The 19,843-nt window shown below is 41.4% G+C and carries 13 protein-coding genes; 12 read left to right on the forward strand and 1 reads right to left on the reverse strand.

Annotated features, from left to right (window positions below; genetic code table 11):
- The first annotated feature begins 68 nt into the window (after nucleotides 1-68).
- The 12 genes from QM629_RS18645 to QM629_RS18700 all read left to right on the forward strand — a co-directional run bounded on the left by QM629_RS18645 (nucleotide 69) and on the right by QM629_RS18700 (nucleotide 17,632).
- Complete coding sequence (locus QM629_RS18645) at nucleotides 69-1,256, forward strand: glycosyltransferase family 2 protein (RefSeq protein ID WP_415161414.1); 1,188 nt, start codon at nucleotides 69-71, stop codon at nucleotides 1,254-1,256.
- Nucleotides 1,257-1,392: 136 nt separating this feature from the next.
- Nucleotides 1,393-1,851, forward strand: a complete 459-nt coding sequence (locus QM629_RS18650; RefSeq protein WP_415161415.1) for a T9SS type A sorting domain-containing protein — start codon at nucleotides 1,393-1,395, stop codon at nucleotides 1,849-1,851.
- A gap of 18 nt (nucleotides 1,852-1,869) precedes the next feature.
- Nucleotides 1,870-4,059, forward strand: coding sequence for a GumC family protein (locus QM629_RS18655; RefSeq protein WP_415161416.1), 2,190 nt, complete (start codon nucleotides 1,870-1,872; stop codon nucleotides 4,057-4,059).
- Nucleotides 4,060-4,181: 122 nt separating this feature from the next.
- Nucleotides 4,182-5,726, forward strand: a complete 1,545-nt coding sequence (locus QM629_RS18660) for an O-antigen ligase family protein (RefSeq protein WP_415161417.1) — start codon at nucleotides 4,182-4,184, stop codon at nucleotides 5,724-5,726.
- A 45-nt stretch (nucleotides 5,727-5,771) separates the two neighbouring features.
- Nucleotides 5,772-6,551 carry a TolC family protein gene (locus QM629_RS18665; protein WP_415161418.1) on the forward strand — a complete coding sequence of 260 codons (780 nt, stop codon included), beginning with the start codon at nucleotides 5,772-5,774 and terminating at the stop codon, nucleotides 6,549-6,551.
- Between the two features lie 6 nt (nucleotides 6,552-6,557).
- Complete coding sequence (locus QM629_RS18670) at nucleotides 6,558-8,186, forward strand: hypothetical protein (protein WP_415161419.1); 1,629 nt, start codon at nucleotides 6,558-6,560, stop codon at nucleotides 8,184-8,186.
- Nucleotides 8,179-9,381, forward strand: coding sequence for an acyltransferase family protein (locus QM629_RS18675; protein WP_415161420.1), 1,203 nt, complete (start codon nucleotides 8,179-8,181; stop codon nucleotides 9,379-9,381). The genes QM629_RS18670 and QM629_RS18675 overlap by 8 nt, the downstream gene beginning before the upstream one ends.
- Nucleotides 9,378-10,511, forward strand: a complete 1,134-nt coding sequence (locus tag QM629_RS18680) for an acyltransferase family protein (RefSeq protein ID WP_415161421.1) — start codon at nucleotides 9,378-9,380, stop codon at nucleotides 10,509-10,511. Before QM629_RS18675 ends, QM629_RS18680 begins: the two co-directional genes overlap by 4 nt.
- Before the next feature lie 142 nt (nucleotides 10,512-10,653).
- A complete protein-coding gene (locus tag QM629_RS18685; protein WP_415161422.1) occupies nucleotides 10,654-11,850 on the forward strand; it encodes a right-handed parallel beta-helix repeat-containing protein in 1,197 nt (398 codons plus the stop codon).
- Between the two features lie 554 nt (nucleotides 11,851-12,404).
- The gene (locus QM629_RS18690) at nucleotides 12,405-16,091 is read left to right on the forward strand and encodes a hypothetical protein (protein WP_415161423.1); all 3,687 of its coding nucleotides are present in this window, start codon (nucleotides 12,405-12,407) and stop codon (nucleotides 16,089-16,091) included.
- 405 nt (nucleotides 16,092-16,496) lie between these two features.
- Nucleotides 16,497-16,712: a hypothetical protein gene (locus QM629_RS18695; RefSeq protein ID WP_415161424.1), complete on the forward strand. Its 216-nt coding sequence runs from the start codon at nucleotides 16,497-16,499 to the stop codon at nucleotides 16,710-16,712.
- 89 nt (nucleotides 16,713-16,801) lie between these two features.
- Entirely contained in the window at nucleotides 16,802-17,632 is an 831-nt protein-coding gene (locus tag QM629_RS18700) for a DUF6089 family protein (protein ID WP_415161425.1), read from the forward strand.
- Nucleotides 17,633-17,882: 250 nt separating this feature from the next.
- Here the strand turns inward: QM629_RS18700 and acs are convergent, their stop codons facing one another.
- Complete coding sequence (acs, locus tag QM629_RS18705) at nucleotides 17,883-19,817, reverse strand: acetate--CoA ligase (RefSeq protein WP_415161426.1); 1,935 nt, start codon at nucleotides 19,815-19,817, stop codon at nucleotides 17,883-17,885.
- Nucleotides 19,818-19,843: the final 26 nt, after the last annotated feature.

The following is a 19,843-nucleotide window of genomic DNA, read 5'->3' on the forward strand; positions in this document are numbered from 1 at the left end:
GCAAAAAAACTTCAAGCTAAATTTTTGGCAGAATAGGATAAACAAATGATTGGATATAAATTGCGAGTATGATTATATGGGTATATATGCTTTTTATCAGCGGTTTTTTCTTCTTTTTTAATTATATAGGATATGCGCTGATTGCTTATGCTTTCAATAAAATCCATCCAAAATATAAGGCGGTGCATACATCAGGTTTTTATCCTTCGGTATCATTTATTGTAGCGGCCTATAATGAGCAGGACATAATTGAAGAAAAGATACGCAATTCGCTAAAGCTGGCATACCCTCCGTCAAAAATTGAATTCATTTTTATTACGGATGGCTCTATGGACAACACGGTGTCAATAATTCAAAAATACCCGGGCATTACATTGCTGCATGCTTCTGAAAGAAAGGGCAAATCTGCCGCCCTCAACAGGGCTGCCGCTGCTGCGCAGAATGATATATTAATAATGAGTGATGCAAATACTTTTTTAAACACCGATGCCATAAAATATATAGCTTCTCATTATGAAGATACCCAGGTAGGCGGTGTGGCGGGTGAAAAAAAAGTAATTCAGGCTGAAGAAGACAGTAACGGTGTAGGCAACCGGGAAGGGCTTTACTGGAAGTATGAATCGTTTCTGAAAAAAATTGACTCAGACTTTTATTCGGTGGTAGGCGCTGCAGGTGAATTGTTTTCAATACGAAGATCATTATATGAGCCCATTGGCAATGATGTGATACTCGATGATTTTGTAATCTCGTTAAAAACGGCGCAAAGGGGGCGCCGGGTAATCTATGAGCCCCGCGCTTATGCTATGGAGTTTGCATCCATATCAATAAAAGATGAAAAAGAGAGAAAGATCCGTATAGCCGCCGGAGGGTTCCAGGCGATAACAATGCTTGCGCCCCTGCTTAAATTCTGGAAACATCCCAGGCTTACGTTCTTATATATATCCCATCGTGTGATGCGCTGGTGCATAAGCCCGCTTTGCCTTATTGCAGTTTTTATATCAAATCTTGTCATTATTGCAAAAGGCGGCGGCTGTTTTTACAGCGCCTGTTTTATTATGCAGGTTGTTTTTTATATTATCGCCTTCGCATCTCCCTATATATCTGCTAAGGCTAAGCTTGCTTCTTTAAAAGCGGCCGGGTATTTTGTTTTTATGAACGTATCTGTAATACAGGGCTTTTTCCGTTTTATCTCAAAAAAGCAGGCTTCGGCCTGGGAAAAAGTAAAGCGCGCCCCTTTAAAGATTGATGTGGATTGAAACCTGATGAATTAATGCCCGCCCTCCTGCATTCTTTGGTTTTTTTTGCATTTACGAACAAAATTGGCTGCTTTACCAATTTTACACCTGTTATTTATTGGCGCCTGTTTAATTTTAAAAAATTTTTTTAATCATCATGCTTCAAGCGCTAAATATGTCTTCTTCCTTACCACAGTTGCCTGCAAGTGCAATTTCGTTTGTAAGCGCCCAAAAAACAGCAGGGGCTGCCATTGGGAAAAGGGCTGCCTTTGGAAATTTAAAGGCTTACGCTAATTCTTTCATACGTATATTTTTTGTTTTTTTAATTGTCGGATGGAACGCCTTACTATACATTTCCCTGTGTGTAAAAATTTTACATGGGCGTTTCATCAGTAATTTTATATCCTCATTCCCTTTACCGGTAAAGGGCGATGCGGAAATATATGATTTGAGCGGTAAGCTTTTATATCAGAATCGGCTGGTAAATTTATTCAAAGGCAATAACTCAGTTGCAGTTAAGCCCCAGAAAGGTCTTTCTTCCGGATTGTATATGGTAAAGCTTACAGCGCCTGATACCATGATCAGTAAAACAATAAGAATAACCAAACAGCATTAATTTTAATTAAAAATTTATATGGACTTCGTTTATCTGCTAAGGGTTTTGTTGAAGAGAAAATGGATAATAGCAGGTTCTGCTATTCTTGCCGCAGTAATTGCATGGTATTTTACAAAAGACCAGCCCCTTGCGTACAGGTCTATTTCACAGGTTTCAACCGGCTTTACAACCAACGACGTGGTAAGCGTGAACGGGGAAAATAATTTCTTTGAGGCAGACACAAAATTCAATAATGCGGTTGTAACATTTACTTCGCCCACGGTTATGAGCCTGTTGTCGTACAGTGTTATCCTGCATGATCTGGAAAACCCGTCGCAGGCCTTCAGGAAATTAACAGATGAGCAGAAACAGTCTGACGTTTACAAAGCGGTTGATATAAACCAGGCAAAGCAGGTTTTTAATGACAAGCTTAATTCTATGAGTGTGCTTACTTCCTATAAGCCCGAAGAAAAAAAGCTGCTTGGGTTTTTGAAATTATACGGTTATGATTATGGCTCACTGGCCAGCGAACTGCATGTGTACAGGCTTGACCGTACAGACTACATACAAATAGATTACAGCTCAGAAAACCCGGAACTATCCGCATTCATGGTAAACAATGCTTACAAAGATTTTGTTCGTTATTATAAATTTATCCGTACCGAAAGAACATCGGAATCTATAGATACATTGCAAAGTTTACTGGAAAGAAAGCGGCAGGACCGTAGCGAAGCCAATCAGAAAATTGCCTCCACCGGCCTGATTAATATAGATGATGCCAATAAAAGCAATTTTGATTTGATAAGCGGTTTGCAGAAAACACTTGAAGAGGAACAGGATAAACTGGCCACTAGCCAAATAGCCTTAAAAAGCGTTAGCCAAAAGTTATCTGCTGCCGGCACTCCTGTAACAGCTGTTGACAACAGTGAAGTAGTTAAACTGAGAGACCAGAAGAATGCCGCTTACCAGGAATATTTGAACAGCGGCTCTACCGACCAGGATGCATTAAACAGGTATAATAATTTAAATGCCCAATACCAGAGTAAGATTAAATCTGTAGGCCTGGCAACAGGCTCATCATCATCATCAATAGATAAAGCTGCCTTGCAGCAGCGAAAAAGTGATTTGGAGGATGGAATAGAAGCATCAAAACTGCGCATTGCTTCCCTTCAGGCTAAAATTGACCAGTTGCAGGGAAGCGTTAGCAGCGCAGCAACGCGCAGTGCGGAAGCGCAAAGCTTATCGAAAGATGCAGACCTTTCCGATAAGGAATATTTAGACATTTTGCAGAAATACAATACTGCCGTTGACCAGAGCAATGCTTCCGTAAATAGTTTTCACCAGATACTGGTTGGTCAGCCTGCAATTGAGCCGGAGCCTTCAAAGCGCTTTTTGATTGTGGGCATGGCAGGCGTGGCGGTAATGGTTTGTTCCATATTGATTATTATATTTCTTACTTATCTTGATTCATCTGTAAAAACACCTTCTGTATTTTCACGTGTGGTGAACCTTAAATTATTAAGCCTTGTAAACTTTACAAGCCTTAAAAATAAAGACATTGCCCAGGTGGTAGCCAATACTTCCGCCGTAAAAGATTCGCTTGAGAAAAACAGGGAAAATAAATTCAGGGAGTCGCTTAGAAAGCTGAGGTATGAAATTGAAAACAGCGGCAAGAAGGTATTTCTTTTTACCAGTACAAAAAAAGGGCAGGGTAAAACCACTTTAATACAGGCGCTTTCGTATAGCCTGAGCCTGAGCAAGAAAAAGGTTTTGATTGTGGATACTAATTTTTGTAACAACGACCTTACGGTTCAATTGAACGGAACACCCGTTCTGGAAAAGATTATTGCAGACGATGCGGATGATAAGTTGATAGAAGAAATTCAAAATGCGTCCGTTGATGTGCGCACAGGAATGATATACCTGATTGGCTGCAGTGGCGGGGATTATACCCCTTCTGAAATCCTGCCGGCAAAAAATCTGCTGCAGCATTTGCAGAAGTTAACTACTGTATATGATTATATTTTTCTTGAAGGCCCTCCGCTTAATGATTTTTCCGACAGTAAGGAATTAACACAATATGTTGACGGTATTGTGGCTATCTTCTCTGCCAGGCATGTGATCAAGCAGATAGATAAAGAGTCTATTAAGTTTTTTAAGAACCTGAATGGTAAATTCTGTGGCGCTGTTTTAAATATGGTACAGCTTGAAACCCTCAATGATGCATAAAAAATTTTTTTAAATTCAAGTTCCCATGATGAAAAGAAAAGCCTCTTTGCATGAAAAAATCGTAACGCTTGCAGCGGCAGCCATATTGATTTATATTTTTTTGAAAATATTATTCTTTTAGCATGGCGCTTTCAGGCATAGAAAAATTGAAGCATTCATTGTTGCAGAAAACGGGCAGCTTTTTGCAAAAAACATTTATAGAGCAAAAGCTGAACAATATTTCCGGATATATACTGATTGCTTTATTTGCTGTTGCGTTGGGGTATTTATTTGCAGCGCAAACAATTTTAGGCATTGGCATTACCGGTTTAATATGCGGCATTGCAATAGTGCTTGCCTGCATGTTAGATACATTAACCGGGTTATTCATCAATATAATTTACTGCTTTTTTGCTTTTGCTTTTTCCCGTTTTTTCTTTAACGATACATTTCCAACCGGCGTTGGCGCCGATGCGCTTGTGGTGGCTACCTTGTTTAGCTTTTTTGTAAAAAGAATTCATCTTAAAGAAACAGTAAACCAATTTGTACATACCCCTGTTGTAATAGTTATTCTTGTTTTATTTTCTTATTTGTTAATTGAGTTGTTCAATCCTTATGCGCATTCATTTAACGGGTGGTATCAAACCATCAGAAAATCGCTTGGCGCATGGTTTCTGCTCTTTATAGCATACAGGGCTTTTGACAGTTACGAAAGTGTGCGGAAATTTTTAACTGTATTGTTTATCATGTGCACAATTACCGGGTTATATGGCTGTATTCAGCAATGGCATGGTTTGTTTGATTATGAACGTGCCTGGGCTATGGCAGACAGTAACCGTTTTGGGTTGATTTTTATCGGTGGCGATTTTCGCAAATTCTCTACCATGTCAGACCCCACGGCTTATGGCATTATGATGGCTTCCTGCGGTTGTTTTTTCCTGATAATTGCCTGGAATGAAAAAAAGCTGCCTGTTAAATTAATCATACTGTCCGGTGTTGCGCTTATGTTTCTGGGCATGGCTTATTCAGGCACAAGAACGGCCAATGCAATGGCTGTTGCAGGGCTGGTCATGTTCATGTTATTAACCATAAATAAAAGGAGCACACAGATTTTCGCTGCATTCGCCATACTGGGTTTTATTGTGTTAATGTACGGGCCGTTTTATGGTAACGCCACCATTAACCGTTTCAGGACAACTTTCAGTGGTGCAAACGATGATTCTTATAAAGTGCGGGAAACAAACAGGGCGTTTATTCAGCCTTATATTTATGCTCACCCCATCGGCGGCGGCTTGTGCACAACCGGGGCAGGCGGCCTGCGGTTTAACCCTTCTCATTATCTCGCCGGTTTTCCTCCCGATAGCGGTTACCTGAAGAAAGCGTTGGAAACAGGCTGGATAGGGTTAATTATAATTTGTATTTTATATTTCGTTGTTTTAAAAAACTGCATACGTGGTTATTTTGATTCGGCCCAGCCGGATGCAAAAGTGCTTTATGCAACATCCTGCGCATTTTTGTTTTCATTTTACATAGCAGATTTTGCACAGGATGCTATAGGCCAGATAACAGACACCGTTGTTTATTATCCAATAATAGCCTTAACGCTTAAATTAAATAGTTTTAAAAGAAATGAAAAGCGTGCCGTTATATCAGAAAGAACAGAAAACCCAAAATCTGAATATGCCTGACGCCGGGTTAAACATATCCGGTGCAAAACTAAAAACCAATAAAAAATGAAAAAAATCAGAACGCATTCTGCCTGTCTCGCACTGATGGTTTGCCTTTGCTGTTTTACGCCATCCTATGCGCAGACCTCGTCAAAGATTGCACAAAAAGAAATTGCTGATACTGTACCGCAAGACAATGTTTCGCATTCCGCCTCAATACAAAAACTTTTGATGGGCACAGCCAGCGATACGGTAATTGAAGACAGGCTGGTGCGGCTTGCTTTAGCCCAGCCACAATATAAACAAACGGAAGGCCAGAATAAAATTTTGGAATACCAGCTAAAGAAGCAGCGAAGCAACTGGCTTAATTTATTAAGCTTATCAGCTTCCTATAACGATCAAACTTTTGCAAAGCCGTCTAATACCTCAACCACCGCTTATGTGTATCCAAAATATTTTTTTGGTGTAACGATACCTATAGGATTAATTGTAGGGAACGGAACCGATATAAAAATAACAAAAGCATCGCAGGAAATAGCCAGGGAACAACAAATGGAACTTGCCAAGTCAATAAAGGCCGAGGTGCTGAGGAATTATAAAGAGTATAAGGCAAATGAAAAGCTGTTGATTATCCAAAACCAGGTTATAGACGATGCACAAATAAGCTTTATGCAGGTGGAGCAAAAGTTTAAAAACGGCACCACAAGCCTTGATCTGTACAATGAAGCTTCAAAAAAATATAATGATGAAGCCGTAAAGGCTGTAGAGTTGCAGCTTAAGCAGGATCTTGTAAAGGTAGAACTGGAAAGACTAATCGGGATGAAACTGGAAGATGCTTTAAAATAAATATTCGTGGGCAATACAATACGTAGCAAACAACAGGCTGTAGTTCTATTTTTAACCTTATGTGCGTTGGTTATACCGCTTGTTATTATTGAATGGCAGGTAATAAGGTTAACGGGCGGCAAGCTTATTTACCCGCTTGATGACACGTATATACACATGGCGATTGCTAAAAACGTTGCATTGTACAATAACTGGGGCATTTCTCCGCATGCATTTCAATCGGCATCTTCTTCTGTTTTATATACCGTTTTGCTGGGCGCTTTATTTAAGCTCTTTTCGGTAAGCACAGTAATCCCTTTTATTGTAAACCTGGTTGCCGGCATTATTTTAATCTTCGTTATTCAGCGCAGGCTGCAAAAAGAAAATATAGGGTTTATATGGCAGCTATTCATTTTATTGCTCGTAATATTTTTTACCCCGCTCCCCATACTTATTATAAGCGGTATGGAGCATACGATACAATGCCTGCTTTCGTTTTTATTTATCTTCAGTTTTTCTGCCTGGGCAGGCAGCCTGGATAGAACAAACCCTGAACAAAAGCCTGTTCCCAAAAGCTTGTTTATATATGGCATGGCCATTTGTTCCGTAAGGTATGAAGGGTTGTTTATAATAGCTATTGCCTGTTGCATTTTATTGTATTACCGAAAACTGGCTGCTGCATTTTTATTGGGATTTATTTCCATATTGCCGTTAATTGTTTTCGGCGTTGTATCAGTAGGCAAGGAAAGCTATTTTCTGCCTAACTCTGTTTTATTAAAAGCAAGCCCGGTTGAGATAGCAGGCGCTGGTTTTTCAGGATATGTAAGTGATATATTGATTGATAAATTAACGCTTGCAAAAACCGGTATTACAGCGCTGGCTACGCAACGGTTATTAATTATTTTACCATTGGCCTATTTGCTTTTCAGAAACCAGTTAAAGCGCAAAGCATCCTATTCGCTGGTTATTTTATTCATAGTCATTTGCACGCTGCTGCAATTATGCTTTGCAAAAACCGGGTGGTTTTACCGGTACGAGGCCTATCTTATAATGTGCTCGGTAGTTATTGTTTCAATCCTTGCAGTTAAATACACAGATCAGTTACGATGGCGAGAAAATAAGGCGCTTTTGCCGGTATTTTTATTAATTTCTTTCTTTCTTTTTTTTCCTTTGGTGCTACGAAGTTCCTCCGCCTATTCCAAGGCGGCGCAGGCCTGTAAAAATATTTATGAACAACAATGCCAAATGGCAAATTTTATAAACAAATTTTATAATGCTGATACCATTGCCGTAAATGATATTGGGGCTGTTTCCTTTTTTAATGAATCAACCATAATTGATTTGTGGGGATTGGCCGATATGGATGTGGCAAAGGCTAAAAAAGATAATTATGATACGCCGGCTTTTTTAAATGGAATTGTTGCCAGGCATAAAGTGGAATTTGCAATTGTATATGATAGCTGGTTTGACCCCGTTTTACTGCATCAATGGAAAAAGGTTGCCACATGGCAAATTGAGAATAATGTTATCTGCGGCGATGCCACTGTTTCTTTTTATGCAGTTAAGCCGGGAAGTGATAAAATTTTAGTAAGGAATCTAACAACATATCAATCTTTATTGCCGGCAGATGTAACGGTTAAGTATTATAATGAATAACAATTCAGGATATATCAAAAGTTTGGATGGTTTGCGGGCTATTGCTATTATTTTGGTTATGAGCTTTCATGCTGAAATAATACACTTTGGCTGGTTTGGCGTGCAGTTGTTTTTTGTACTCTCCGGGTTTTTAATCACCGGGATTTTGTGGAAGGAAAAACAAAACACGGCATCATCGCTTTCGTTTAAATTTAAAAAATTCTGGATAAGGCGTTCACTGCGTATTTTCCCTTTATACTTTGGCTATTTGCTGTTTATAACACTTACATATTTGCTCTTTCATTTTCCTTCTTATTATTCTAATTACGCACCTTATTTATTTACTTACACATTTAACTATACAAGATCGTTGCCTGAGTGGCAGGGCAATCCGTTGTTTACACATTTGTGGTCTCTTTCAACAGAAGAACAGTTTTATTTATTTTTTCCATTGATCATGCTTTTATGCCCGCAGCGGTTTACCAAAACTTTAATGATTGCAGTAATTTTTGTTTCGCCGGTTACAAGGTTTTTTCTTGGTGAATATTATGCTGCAAAGGGTATGACGGAGCCTGTTGTTGCCGATACTGTTTACTGGAACACGCTAAGCCACCTGGACGCATTTTTTATGGGTGGATTGATTCCTGTTTTGTCATTGGATAAAAAGATAAAAAAACCGCAGCGGGTTTTTACGCTTGCGCTTGTTATTGCAATTATTGCAGGCATTATCAATTTCGCTAATACAGACTCCGGTAAATATTATTTTAATGATTTGGGGTATAATTGCGGTCAAACACATTTATACCAGCATGTTTGGCATTACACAGTGCTGAATTTTTTATTTGCTTCGTTTATTCTTGCATTGATTAGTTATAACAGTAATAAAGCGTTTGCTTCCATACGAAAGTTGCTTGAAGCCAACTGGATGGTTAATGTTGGCAAAGTATCTTATGGTATGTATCTTTTTCACTGGTCCATTCTTGAGTATGTATGCAACCGGGTTTTTACTACAGATAACCTTGCTTTAAAGGCAATTGTATTTATTCCTTATGTAATGATCGTTTATTTGGTGGCAACGCTGAGCTTCAGGTTTTACGAGTCCCGTTTTCTTAAGCTGAAGGATTCGCTGTTTGCGAAAGGAAGAAATAAAAAGAACAATTTTCCGGACGGTGCAGCCTGTTTCCAGGCTTCCGGCTTTAAAACGAGCATCAAATGACTGATTGCAAACCCCAAAAGCAAAGCTGGTTATCCAGGGCCTTTAACCTGACCGCATTGCAAAAAAGCAGGTTATATTGGATTGATTACCTTAAAGGCATAGCAATTGTACTGGTTGTTTACCGCCATTCACTGCTGGGCATACAGGGAAGCGGCGAATTAGTGCCGGGGTATCTGGAAAGCGCAAACATGATTTTTTATAGTTTCAGAATGCCATTGTTTTTTATGCTTTCCGGGATTTTTGCAAGCCTGAGCCTACGAAAAAGAACAGTGAAACAATACATAGAATCTAAATTTGAAACTTTACTTTATCCCTATTTTATCTGGGCAACCATACAAATAACCCTGCAAATTGCATTGTCTGGTTTTACAAATTCAAACCGGGGCCTGATTGATTATACTTATCTTTTGTACCAGCCGCGCAATCTCGACCAGTTTTGGTATTTGCCTGCTTTATTTAACGCTGCGGTTGTGTATGTCCTGATAAAAAAATATATAACCCGGAAATGGTGGTTATTGTTATTGATTGCTTTGGCTTTTTATTTTCTGTCGCCTTATCTTCAGCGTATAAGCATGATTTCAGACTGGATGGAGTTTTATATCTTTTTTGCAGTAGGCGATATAATATCTAAAATGTTTTTTCATGAAAGGGTACAGCATTTTTTCAGGAGCCCCATTACATTCCTGGCTGCGATCCCGTTTTTCATATTGGCCCAGTTATTTTATCTGGGCAACGATATGTATTACCTGACATCCGCAATTATGCGTGGAGAATTTCTGTTTATCGCTTTTACCGGTTGCTTCACAATGATAGCGCTTTCGTTTATGCTTCAAAGGTGGAATGTTTTTAAATGGCTGCGCATAATTGGCTATCATTCAATTTATATATATGTTATGCATGTGATGGTAGCCGCTTTTGCCAGAACAGTTATTACACACTTCCTTGATATTCATAATGTATTCGTGATACTATTTTTTTGTATAGCGGCAGGTTGTATTGTACCTGTGCTTATCTACAATCTTTTCATTCGTGATAATTTCGCCTGGTTTTTATTTACTTACAAAAAAAGAAAAAAGACGATTCAAAACGGTCCCATAGCCCAATCCCCATTTCAGGCTACTTTGTCATAACCTCTTTAAAAAAACAAATGTTAGTTTTTTTAAAAAAAAGTTAATATAATTTCTTATTTGATTTAGGAATATTTTTTGATTGAAGCCGGGTGGGAATTTTTTCCTCAATTCAAAAGCCTTTCGAATTAAAAAATTTAATTAAATGAGAAAATTACTATTTCTGCTTTTAGCAGCAAGTACATGGTCTGCCTGTACCAAAACGGAACTAACGCCAACGAGCTCTGTCCAATCCTCTGAAGAAACGGACGCTACAACAACTAATAAAAGTATTACACTAACAAAAGGCAGTGATTCGGGCTTGTATTTAAACGGTGATAATTTTTCGTATTCCCCCGGCGATACCTTGGTATTAACCGGCTCGTGGAGTTACTGCACGCTGGAAAATGTTTATGGCACCTCTTCTAAAAATATAGTAATTATAAACAAGGGGGGCAAGGTGAAAATGACTTCGGGTTTTTCTTTTACAAATTGCAGGTATATACAAGTGCTTGGGAACGGGGCAAGCGGTGTTTATTATGGGTTTAGTATTGCTGCCACTACTAACAGCGGTGTAGGTGTTACCATTCAGGGCCGTTCATCAGATATTGAGGTAGCCAGGGTAGATATATATAACAAGACGTATGGTTATTGGGTTAAGGAAGAGGCAAGTTGTATAGATAGCCTGGAATATCCAAACTGGGTAATCAATAATATCCAGATCCGCAGAGGGCGCATCAGGGTTTGCAACCAGGAAGGAATGTATTTGGGAAGTACAGACCCTAATGGCACAAGGGCAATTACCTGCAGCGGTGAAACAATTTATCCCAAACCCCTCCGGTTGGGTTTTATAAGAGTGCATCACATGAAAATTGACAGCACTTACCGGAGCGGCATACAATTGTCCGCTGCCTCCGGCCAGACAAGCCAGATACATGACAACACCGTTACCAATTGCGGGTACGAGTACAATTCCGACGGCCAGGGTTGTGGTATCAGCCTGGGTGGCTATACCACCGCTAAAGTGTATAATAATACCATTAAAAACACATATACCATGGGCATATCTTCCCTTGGGGCAGGCCAGATCATTATTCAGAATAATAAAGTTACCAATAGTGGCACCCTCTCAGGACACACTGTATCCGGTATGGCAAACATAATGGTGGATACACGTTATACAAGCCCTGTGGATAGCACCACCTTTAATGTGTCGGGCAATACACTTAGCGGCACTACTGATTATAATATACGCGTATATAAAACATACTCCACTTACACAAAAAAGAATATAATATATAATAATAATAGCGGTAATGCTACCAAGTCTGTGGCGTCTGGTGTTACCTGGAGCACCCAATAATAGTCAGCGGAAGAAATTAAAATAAATAAAGCGCTTATTGCATGAAGTTCATCATGCAATAAGCGCTTTTGTATTAAAATAACGGCGAAATAGTTCTTAAAACTACTGCTATTTTCAAATTCTGTATTTGTTGGACAGGGTTATAAAAACTTAACCAGTTGATTAATTATTCTTAAATATTTTATAAAATATGTACGTTTGCATTAAATGTGCTGATGGTACATTTCAATCCGTATATTCCAAATCTATGATAAGGCCATAAAAAATCCGGTTTTCTGTTTTATTGCATGGAATAACACCTTTGGGTGCACGCTTGGCATATAGATACATCATAAAATAAAGTTTGCTCTATGAAGAATGAATTGTGCACGGCTCGTATTGAACGTTTTTAAAGTTGCTTGTATCTAATACAATTCTTAGGTTTTACTTGAATTCGGTAGTGTCATTTATCCGTGAACAGCTTTCATTTCTCCCTGGTTTTAAACCGGTATATAAAAGGGTATTTTAAGTTTAATACCCCATTGTTGCTTAACCATACTCAAAACCACTTGTATATGAAAATCTTCGCCTTTGTTAACCATGGAAAAGATACATTGTTTATAATTGTATTATGTTTCCTGCTGCTGCAAGCCCGGGTGGTAAGCCAAGCCACGCAACAAATATTTACTTCCGGCAGCAGATGGGAGTGTTCGGCCGGCATGTACGCCGTTGCGGCGCAATACCGGGGGATGGGCGCAACCGCGCCAGGCGACTGTTCACCAACCTGGACAGGCCTGGAAAGTACAGAATGGAATAATGGAAATAACTGGTGTTCGGGAACGGTGCCAACAAGCGCTTCAAACGTATTAATCCCGTTGGTTGCATCCGGCAATTATCCTGTTATATCAACAGTTGATGCAGCAGTGGCCTCCATTACCATAAGCAGTGGCGCTTCATTAATCATGTCTGGCATATATAATCTCACTATAAGTGCCGGTGGTTCTTTCTCAAACAGCGGCGTATTCAATGCAACGGGCAGCACAACCGGCGCAGTAGTATTTGGAGGAAGCGGTGCAATTGCCGGAAGTGCAACAACTACTTTTAATAACATTACTTCAAACGGGCCGCTTGTCTTAACTACAGCACCTGTAATTACAGGAATATTTACCATTAATGATGGACTGGTTACCGGGAATGCGCCCACTTATGGCAGCAGTTCAACGCTTATCTATAATGCCGCATCATACACAACAGGCGTTGAATGGAGCGCCGGTGCTGCCTCCACCACTGCTGCCGGGGCAGGCATCCCTCAAAACATTACGATACAAAAGGGAATGGTTGCCATACCTGACGCATTGGGCGCCAACAGGGCAGTAGCGGGCAATCTTACCATTAATCCAGGTGCAACACTGCAAATGACAGCAGGTTCCCGCGACCTCTACATACTGGGCAACTGGACGAATAACGGAGGCACATTCACAGCCAATGGGCGAACGGTTGATTTTAATGCAACCGGAACATCGTCCGTGCCTGTTACGCAAACCATAGCAGGCGCCACCACATTTTATAACCTGCGCTTTGGCAACTCCTATCAAACAACAGCTTTTGGTACGTCTGTAACAACAGTTACCAACCAGTTTAACGATGCCGCCACTATGGATGGCGGCATATCCACGGTTATATTAACCGGATCAGCGGGCACAATAATAGGCACGGGGGCCAAAAGATTTTATAACCTCCAGATAAACAGTGGGGCCAGTATAAATCATAAAACCGGTGGCGGGCTGATACATATAGCCAACAGTTTTATAAATAATGGCAGCTTAACGGAGAATGATGGCTATACTTTATATTTTGATAAAACAAATGCCACCGAAACATTTTCGGGAACAGGCACAAACCATTTAGGCAATCTTGTAATTGGAGATAACGGATATAGTTTTCCAACAACACTTGATTGCGCTGCTGACTTTACAATTAATGGCGGAAGCATGGTTTTTTATAAAAGCAGTGTTTACAACGGTAATGGCAACACAGCAACATTTTCCACGGCTGCTGCTACAATTAGCGGCACGGGCACGGCCGGTTTTTATAATGCTGTAACGAATGTAGAACTTAATCCGGGCAGCGGCATTTCAATCATCCATCATTATTTGCAAATAAATCCGGGCGGTTCTGTAGTTGTCAATGCACCCGGATATGAAAGCGCTTCAACGCTCATTTATAATACCACTGCTTCGCTGCTAACCGGCATGGAATGGAATGCAAATTCGGCAACTGCAGGCGTTGGCCAGCCGTTTAATGTAACTGTACAAAATGCTAACAATGTAGCGATGGCAGGCGACCGCACAGTGCCTGGCACATTAACCATTAATGCCGGAAATACGCTTGTGTTAAATGGCAGGATATTAATTGTGAATACGGCAATCACTGGTGACGGCACTTTAACCGGTTCTGATCTTTCCGGCTTAGTGTTAAATGGCAGTGCGCCGGATTTAAAATTTACGCCGGGCGCATATAATGATTATTTGAAAACTTTCACCATTAATTCAACGGGCAGCGCTACCCTGGCAAACAGCCTGAATATAGCGGCAGGTACCTATACAAGCCCGGGTGTTTTAACCGCTAACGGGCCTTTGGGAACAGCCGGTTTCCTTACTTTAAAATCAAACGCTAATGGTGATGCACGTATAGGCATTTCCAGTGGCGCCATTACCGGCGAAGCTACGGTAGAGCGTTATATACCTGCCAGGAGGGCCTGGCGTTTTTTAACGGCGCCATTCCAATCAACTGATCAAACCATTAATGAGGCCTGGCAGGAAGGATATACAAATACTTCCCTGGTATGCCCGGTTACAGAAGGCGCGCCCACAGGCATTGGAACAGGCATTGCATACATCAATGGGTATGAGGGCTATGATTACCATAACACAAACAGCCCTTCATTACAATACTGGAATGGAACAGCATGGGCAGCGCCGGCATCCACCAAAGGCGCCAATAAACTTACAGACCATCCTGCCTGGTATATATTCATCAGGGGCGACAGGCAAATATGCCTGAATGGGATTAATGGCTCAAACGAAACAGTGATCAGGGCGAAAGGAGAGCTGAACCAACTGGGCGGGACAAATGTAAAAACGTGGTCTGAGCCATGGGAAAGCAGCAGCTATTATATGGCAGCCAATCCTTACGCTTCTCCGGTAAGCCTCCGGAATATAATTGATGGTGCAAACGGAAGCAGTGGTTATTATACAGGTAAAATATGGGTGATGGATCCCAAACTAACCAATTTGTATGGGGTGGGGGGATATGTTGCTTATACGCCTGATGCAGGTTGGGTGCCCAATGATCCGGTGCGGCAGTCCGTAAGTTATGCGGCAGGCGATGATCCGGTAATACAAAGCGGCCAGGGTTTTATGGTATATACCAGCAGCACAAATCCTGTAATTAAATTCCGGGAGTCAGATAAGGTGTCGGATGAATGGAATGTATTTGGCATTACAGCGAAAACATGGGAACCAGCAAAAAAGCCTGTCATTTATACCAATCTGATGCAATCGGATAGTGTAACGGTAATGGATGGGGTTGCTGCTGTGTTCGGAACAGGTTTCTCTTCAGATGTAGATGAAAAAGATGTACAAAAATTATGGAATATGGGAGAAAATATGGCAATAATGCGCCGGGAAAAAGCGCTTGCGGTAGAGAAAAGGCCGGGTATAAAAAGGGCTGATACCTTGTTTTACAGGCTTTATGTAAAGCAGGAGCCTTACGTATTAAAAATATTTTCTTTACACTTTACGCCGCAGCAATTGCCTGATGCAGCCTGGTTGGTTGATAAATATCTTGATACGCAAACGAAAATAGATTTAACGCAGGAAACATTGTACCGTTTTGTGCCCGATACAGATACAAACAGCTACCGCAACCGGTTTATGCTGGTATTTAAGCCTATGCCATCAAAATGGCCGCCGGTTATAGATACTTTGATTAAAAAAATAAAGGTAAAGATATTCCCAAACCCTGTTTCCGGCACAACATTCAAACTGGTTTTAGATGACGCCCAAAGCGGCAATTATGTTGTACATATTTATACCGGCGGCAGCAGGCTTATCGCAAGTTGCAGGGTAAATGATCAATATGGGAAAAACAGTTTTTCAATAGCAGTGCCTGCGGCTGTAACAGCAGGTGTTTATATTGTACAGGTAATGAATGAAGAAGGCCTTATTGTTGGCTCAGCGCCAATGGTAATAAGCCGCTAACGAATATATAAAACTGCACCGGTTTAATCTGCAGCAGTGAAATATGCCTCATCCTTTTAAAGGATTAATTAACCATGAAACGCCCATGTAAGAGTTTAACACACCGGGAATGAATATGGGGGCGTTCCATCCGGCAATTAAAGAAACAAAAAATATTACGGATGAAACCGAGCATGATAATTTTTCTCACACAGCCTGTCCCGAACCAATTTCGGGAGGGAATGTGCATAGCGAGGTTCTCCCGAAGCAAGGTTCGGGACAGGCATGAGGCCATTGAAAAATCAAACTTGTACGAATGAAACCGAGCATGATAATTTTTCTCACACAGCCTGTCCCGAACCAATTTCGGGAGGGAATGTGCATAGCGAGGTTCCATGAGACAACTGAAAAAACAAATATGCACGAATGAAAACAATAAAAAATGTAAAGCTGGTATTGGTGGCATTATCGCTTATGGCTTTATCAGCAGTTAATGCCCAGGGGGATGAACCGCCTGACGGTGATCCCGGAGGAGATCCTGATCCTGAAATTCCGCTCGACCCTGGTTCCTGGGTCGTAGCGGCTGCGGTTGTTGGCTATGGCATGAAGAAATGGATGGATTCAAAAGAAAAAAAAGAATAATAAAGGCCATACAGCAGAAACACGGTTCTGTTTACAGGATGATGCACATGCAAATAATCTTTAACCATATCCATACCAAAATTATCTATGTGAAACGCGCTGTATTTTCTATAGCTGTTATTGTTACTGCGCTTAACGCAGCAGCACAAACTGCCTGGTATATTACCGGCGGTTTGGGGCCTATGAACTATTTTGGCGACCTGCAGGATAAACAGGTTACATTTAACCAGGTTAAGCGCGGCGGGTTTGCCGGCTTAAGTTGTAAAATAACGCCCCATATTGCCACCGGCATCGCCTTTAGCTATGGCGCTCTTAAGGCAAATGATGCTGAAAATGGCAGGAAATGGGTGAAAAGAAACCTTAGTTTCCAGTCATCCATACTGGAAGTTGCCGCCACCGCTCAATACGACCTGTTTAATATTGAGCAGCCGGATGAAGGGAATATTGCAGAAGCAAACCCGCGAAAGTTTACGCCTTATATTTTTGCAGGGATAGGCATGGTGCATTTTAATCCTTGGACGTATGATCAATCCGGCCAGAAAGTATATTTGCAGCCTTTGGGAACGGAGGGGCAGGCTTCACCTTATCCTTTATGGGCGGTATCATTTCCCATGGGCATAGGTGTAAAATATGCATTAACACATACAATCATGGTAAGCTGTGCGTTTAATTTAAGAAAAACGCTTACCGATTACATAGATGATGTAAGCATACATCAATATCCGGATACGGTACAGTTACTGTCCACACATGGCCAGCAGGCGGCCTCTCTTTCTTACAGAGCCGATGAAATTCCCAATAATGATTATAAGTTTTACGGGTATCGGGGCAACCCGGATAAAAAAGACGGGTTTTATACCTTCGTTCTTACAATTTCTTTCCAGCTTTACCGGGCGCCTAAGTTCTACTATGGTTATTGATAGAAAGTGGCGTTTTTATAATTTGTTCCGGGAATAGCATTGTCCGTTACAGCAAGAACGGTGATTATATTCCGTGTTGTATAAAAACGTGCAATGCTTTAATGTAAACCATATAGATAAACAGTTTTTATAGTTGTAACATTAAACTTTAAACAACCCGTGAACAGGTAAACCCGTGAACCTGTAAACTTTAAGTGTTAGCGCTTTATAGCGGAATACTAAATTCTAAAACAGCACCCGTATAAAATTTCTACACCTTTCCGTTCTTAATCTCTTCCACTATGCCCGGATCAAGCAGGGTTGTTGTATCGCCAAGGTTCCGGGTTTCGCCTTCGGCTATCTTGCGTAAGATGCGGCGCATGATCTTGCCGCTGCGGGTTTTGGGCAGGCCGCTTACAAACTGTATTTTATCAGGTTTGGCAATAGGTCCGATAATGCGGCTTACGGTCATGGTGATGTCGCGTTTGGTAAGCTCAGGATCATGTTTGCCGGTATAAATTACATAAGCATAAATGCCCTGGCCTTTTATATCGTGCGGGTATCCCACTACCGCGCTTTCCACCACGCCGCTGTGCATATTAATGGCATTCTCTACTTCAGCCGTGCCAATGCGGTGGCCGCTTACATTCAATACATCGTCCACACGGCCGGTAATGCGATAGTTGCCATCTTTATCTTTCAGTGCGCCATCACCGGTGAAGTATAAGCCGGGATAAGCGGCAAAATAATTTTTGCGGCAACGTTCATGATCGCCATACGTGGTGCGTAAAATGGCTGGCCACGGCGCTTTAATGCACAGGTTGCCTTTCAATAATCCATCTTCATCGGGCGTTGTAACCTCTCTGCCGTTTTCATCTACCAGCACTGGCTGCACACCAGGCAGCGGAAGGGTTGCCCAGCTTGGCTTTGCGGGCGTTACACCGGCCAGGTTGGATATTAATACGCCGCCTGTTTCGGTTTGCCACCAGGTATCAACAACAGGAGATTTTTTCTTGCCTATATTTTCATCGTACCAGTGCCATGCTTCTTCATTGATGGGTTCGCCAACGGTGCCTAAAACCTGCAGGGATGAAAGGTCTTTATGCTTTAAGGGCGCTTCGCCAAAGCCCATCAGGCTGCGTATGGCGGTGGGCGCTGTATATAGAATGTTCACTTTGTATTTGTCAACAATATTCCAGAAACGCCCTGCATCAGGCCAGGTGGGAATGCCTTCAAACATTAATGATGTTGCCCCGGCAGCCAGCGGGCCGTAAACAATATAACTGTGGCCGGTTATCCAGCCAATATCGGCGGTGCAAAAATGTACCTGCGGAAACTGGTATTGAAACACGTTTATAAAGCTGTAAGCGGTAAATATCATATAACCGGCGCAGCTATGCACCACCCCTTTGGGCTTGCCCGTGGAGCCGGAAGTATATAAAATAAACAGCGGGTCTTCGGCATCCATTTCCTCCGCGTCAAACCTCACTGCGCCGCCTTTCTCTACCTGTTCTTCGGCATAAGCCATTTCATCTTCCCACCAGATGTCGCGGCCTTTGATCATTGATACCGCTGTTCTTGTTCTTGTATAAACAATTACTTTTTTTATTGTTTTGTTACCAATCAGCGCATCATCAATTACATCCTTAAGCGGTATTACTTTTTCGCCGCGGTAAGCGCCATCGCAGGTGATGATGTATTCCGCCTTTGCATCTTCCAAACGGTCAGCAATGCTTTGTGCACTAAAGCCGCCAAATATAACAGAGTGAATAGCGCCGATCCGGGCACAGCCCAAAACAGCATAAGCCAGTTCTGGCACCATACCCATATAAATGCAAACGCGGTCGCCTTTTTTAACGCCGTTATTTTTCAGCATCTGCGCCACCTGGCACACCCGTTTATGCAGCCGGTTATAGGTAACAATCCTTGTTCTTTCCTCGGGATTATTCGGCTCCCAGATAATAGCCGGCAGTTCCCCTTTTGTAGGCAAATGGCGGTCAATGCAATTTTCGGTAATGTTCAGTCTGGCGCCTTTAAACCATTCTACTTTGGGCTCAGTAAAATTCCATTCCAATACTTTATCCCATTTCTTTTTCCATAAAAAACTCTCGGCCACTTCTCCCCAGAATTTCTCCGGGTTTTCTATGCTTTGCTTATAACGTAACTGGTATTCTTTCAACGAGGTAATCTGAAACGGATATGGCATGAGCTATAAATTTTTTTGAGGCGTAA

Origin of the sequence: Parafilimonas sp. (assembly GCF_047606085.1) — a bacterium.
GTDB lineage: Bacteria > Bacteroidota > Bacteroidia > Chitinophagales > Chitinophagaceae > Parafilimonas.

Coding starts and splice junctions, on each gene's coding strand:
- QM629_RS18685 (WP_415161422.1), top strand. CDS start 10,654: ATGAGAAAATTACTATTTCTGCTTTTAGCAGCAAGTACATGGTCTGCC.
- QM629_RS18680 (WP_415161421.1), top strand. CDS start 9,378: ATGACTGATTGCAAACCCCAAAAGCAAAGCTGGTTATCCAGGGCCTTT.
- QM629_RS18675 (WP_415161420.1), top strand. CDS start 8,179: ATGAATAACAATTCAGGATATATCAAAAGTTTGGATGGTTTGCGGGCT.
- QM629_RS18695 (WP_415161424.1), top strand. CDS start 16,497: ATGAAAACAATAAAAAATGTAAAGCTGGTATTGGTGGCATTATCGCTT.
- QM629_RS18665 (WP_415161418.1), top strand. CDS start 5,772: ATGAAAAAAATCAGAACGCATTCTGCCTGTCTCGCACTGATGGTTTGC.
- QM629_RS18650 (WP_415161415.1), top strand. CDS start 1,393: ATGCTTCAAGCGCTAAATATGTCTTCTTCCTTACCACAGTTGCCTGCA.
- acs (WP_415161426.1), bottom strand. CDS start 19,817: ATGCCATATCCGTTTCAGATTACCTCGTTGAAAGAATACCAGTTACGT.
- QM629_RS18690 (WP_415161423.1), top strand. CDS start 12,405: ATGAAAATCTTCGCCTTTGTTAACCATGGAAAAGATACATTGTTTATA.
- QM629_RS18660 (WP_415161417.1), top strand. CDS start 4,182: ATGGCGCTTTCAGGCATAGAAAAATTGAAGCATTCATTGTTGCAGAAA.
- QM629_RS18645 (WP_415161414.1), top strand. CDS start 69: ATGATTATATGGGTATATATGCTTTTTATCAGCGGTTTTTTCTTCTTT.
- QM629_RS18655 (WP_415161416.1), top strand. CDS start 1,870: ATGGACTTCGTTTATCTGCTAAGGGTTTTGTTGAAGAGAAAATGGATA.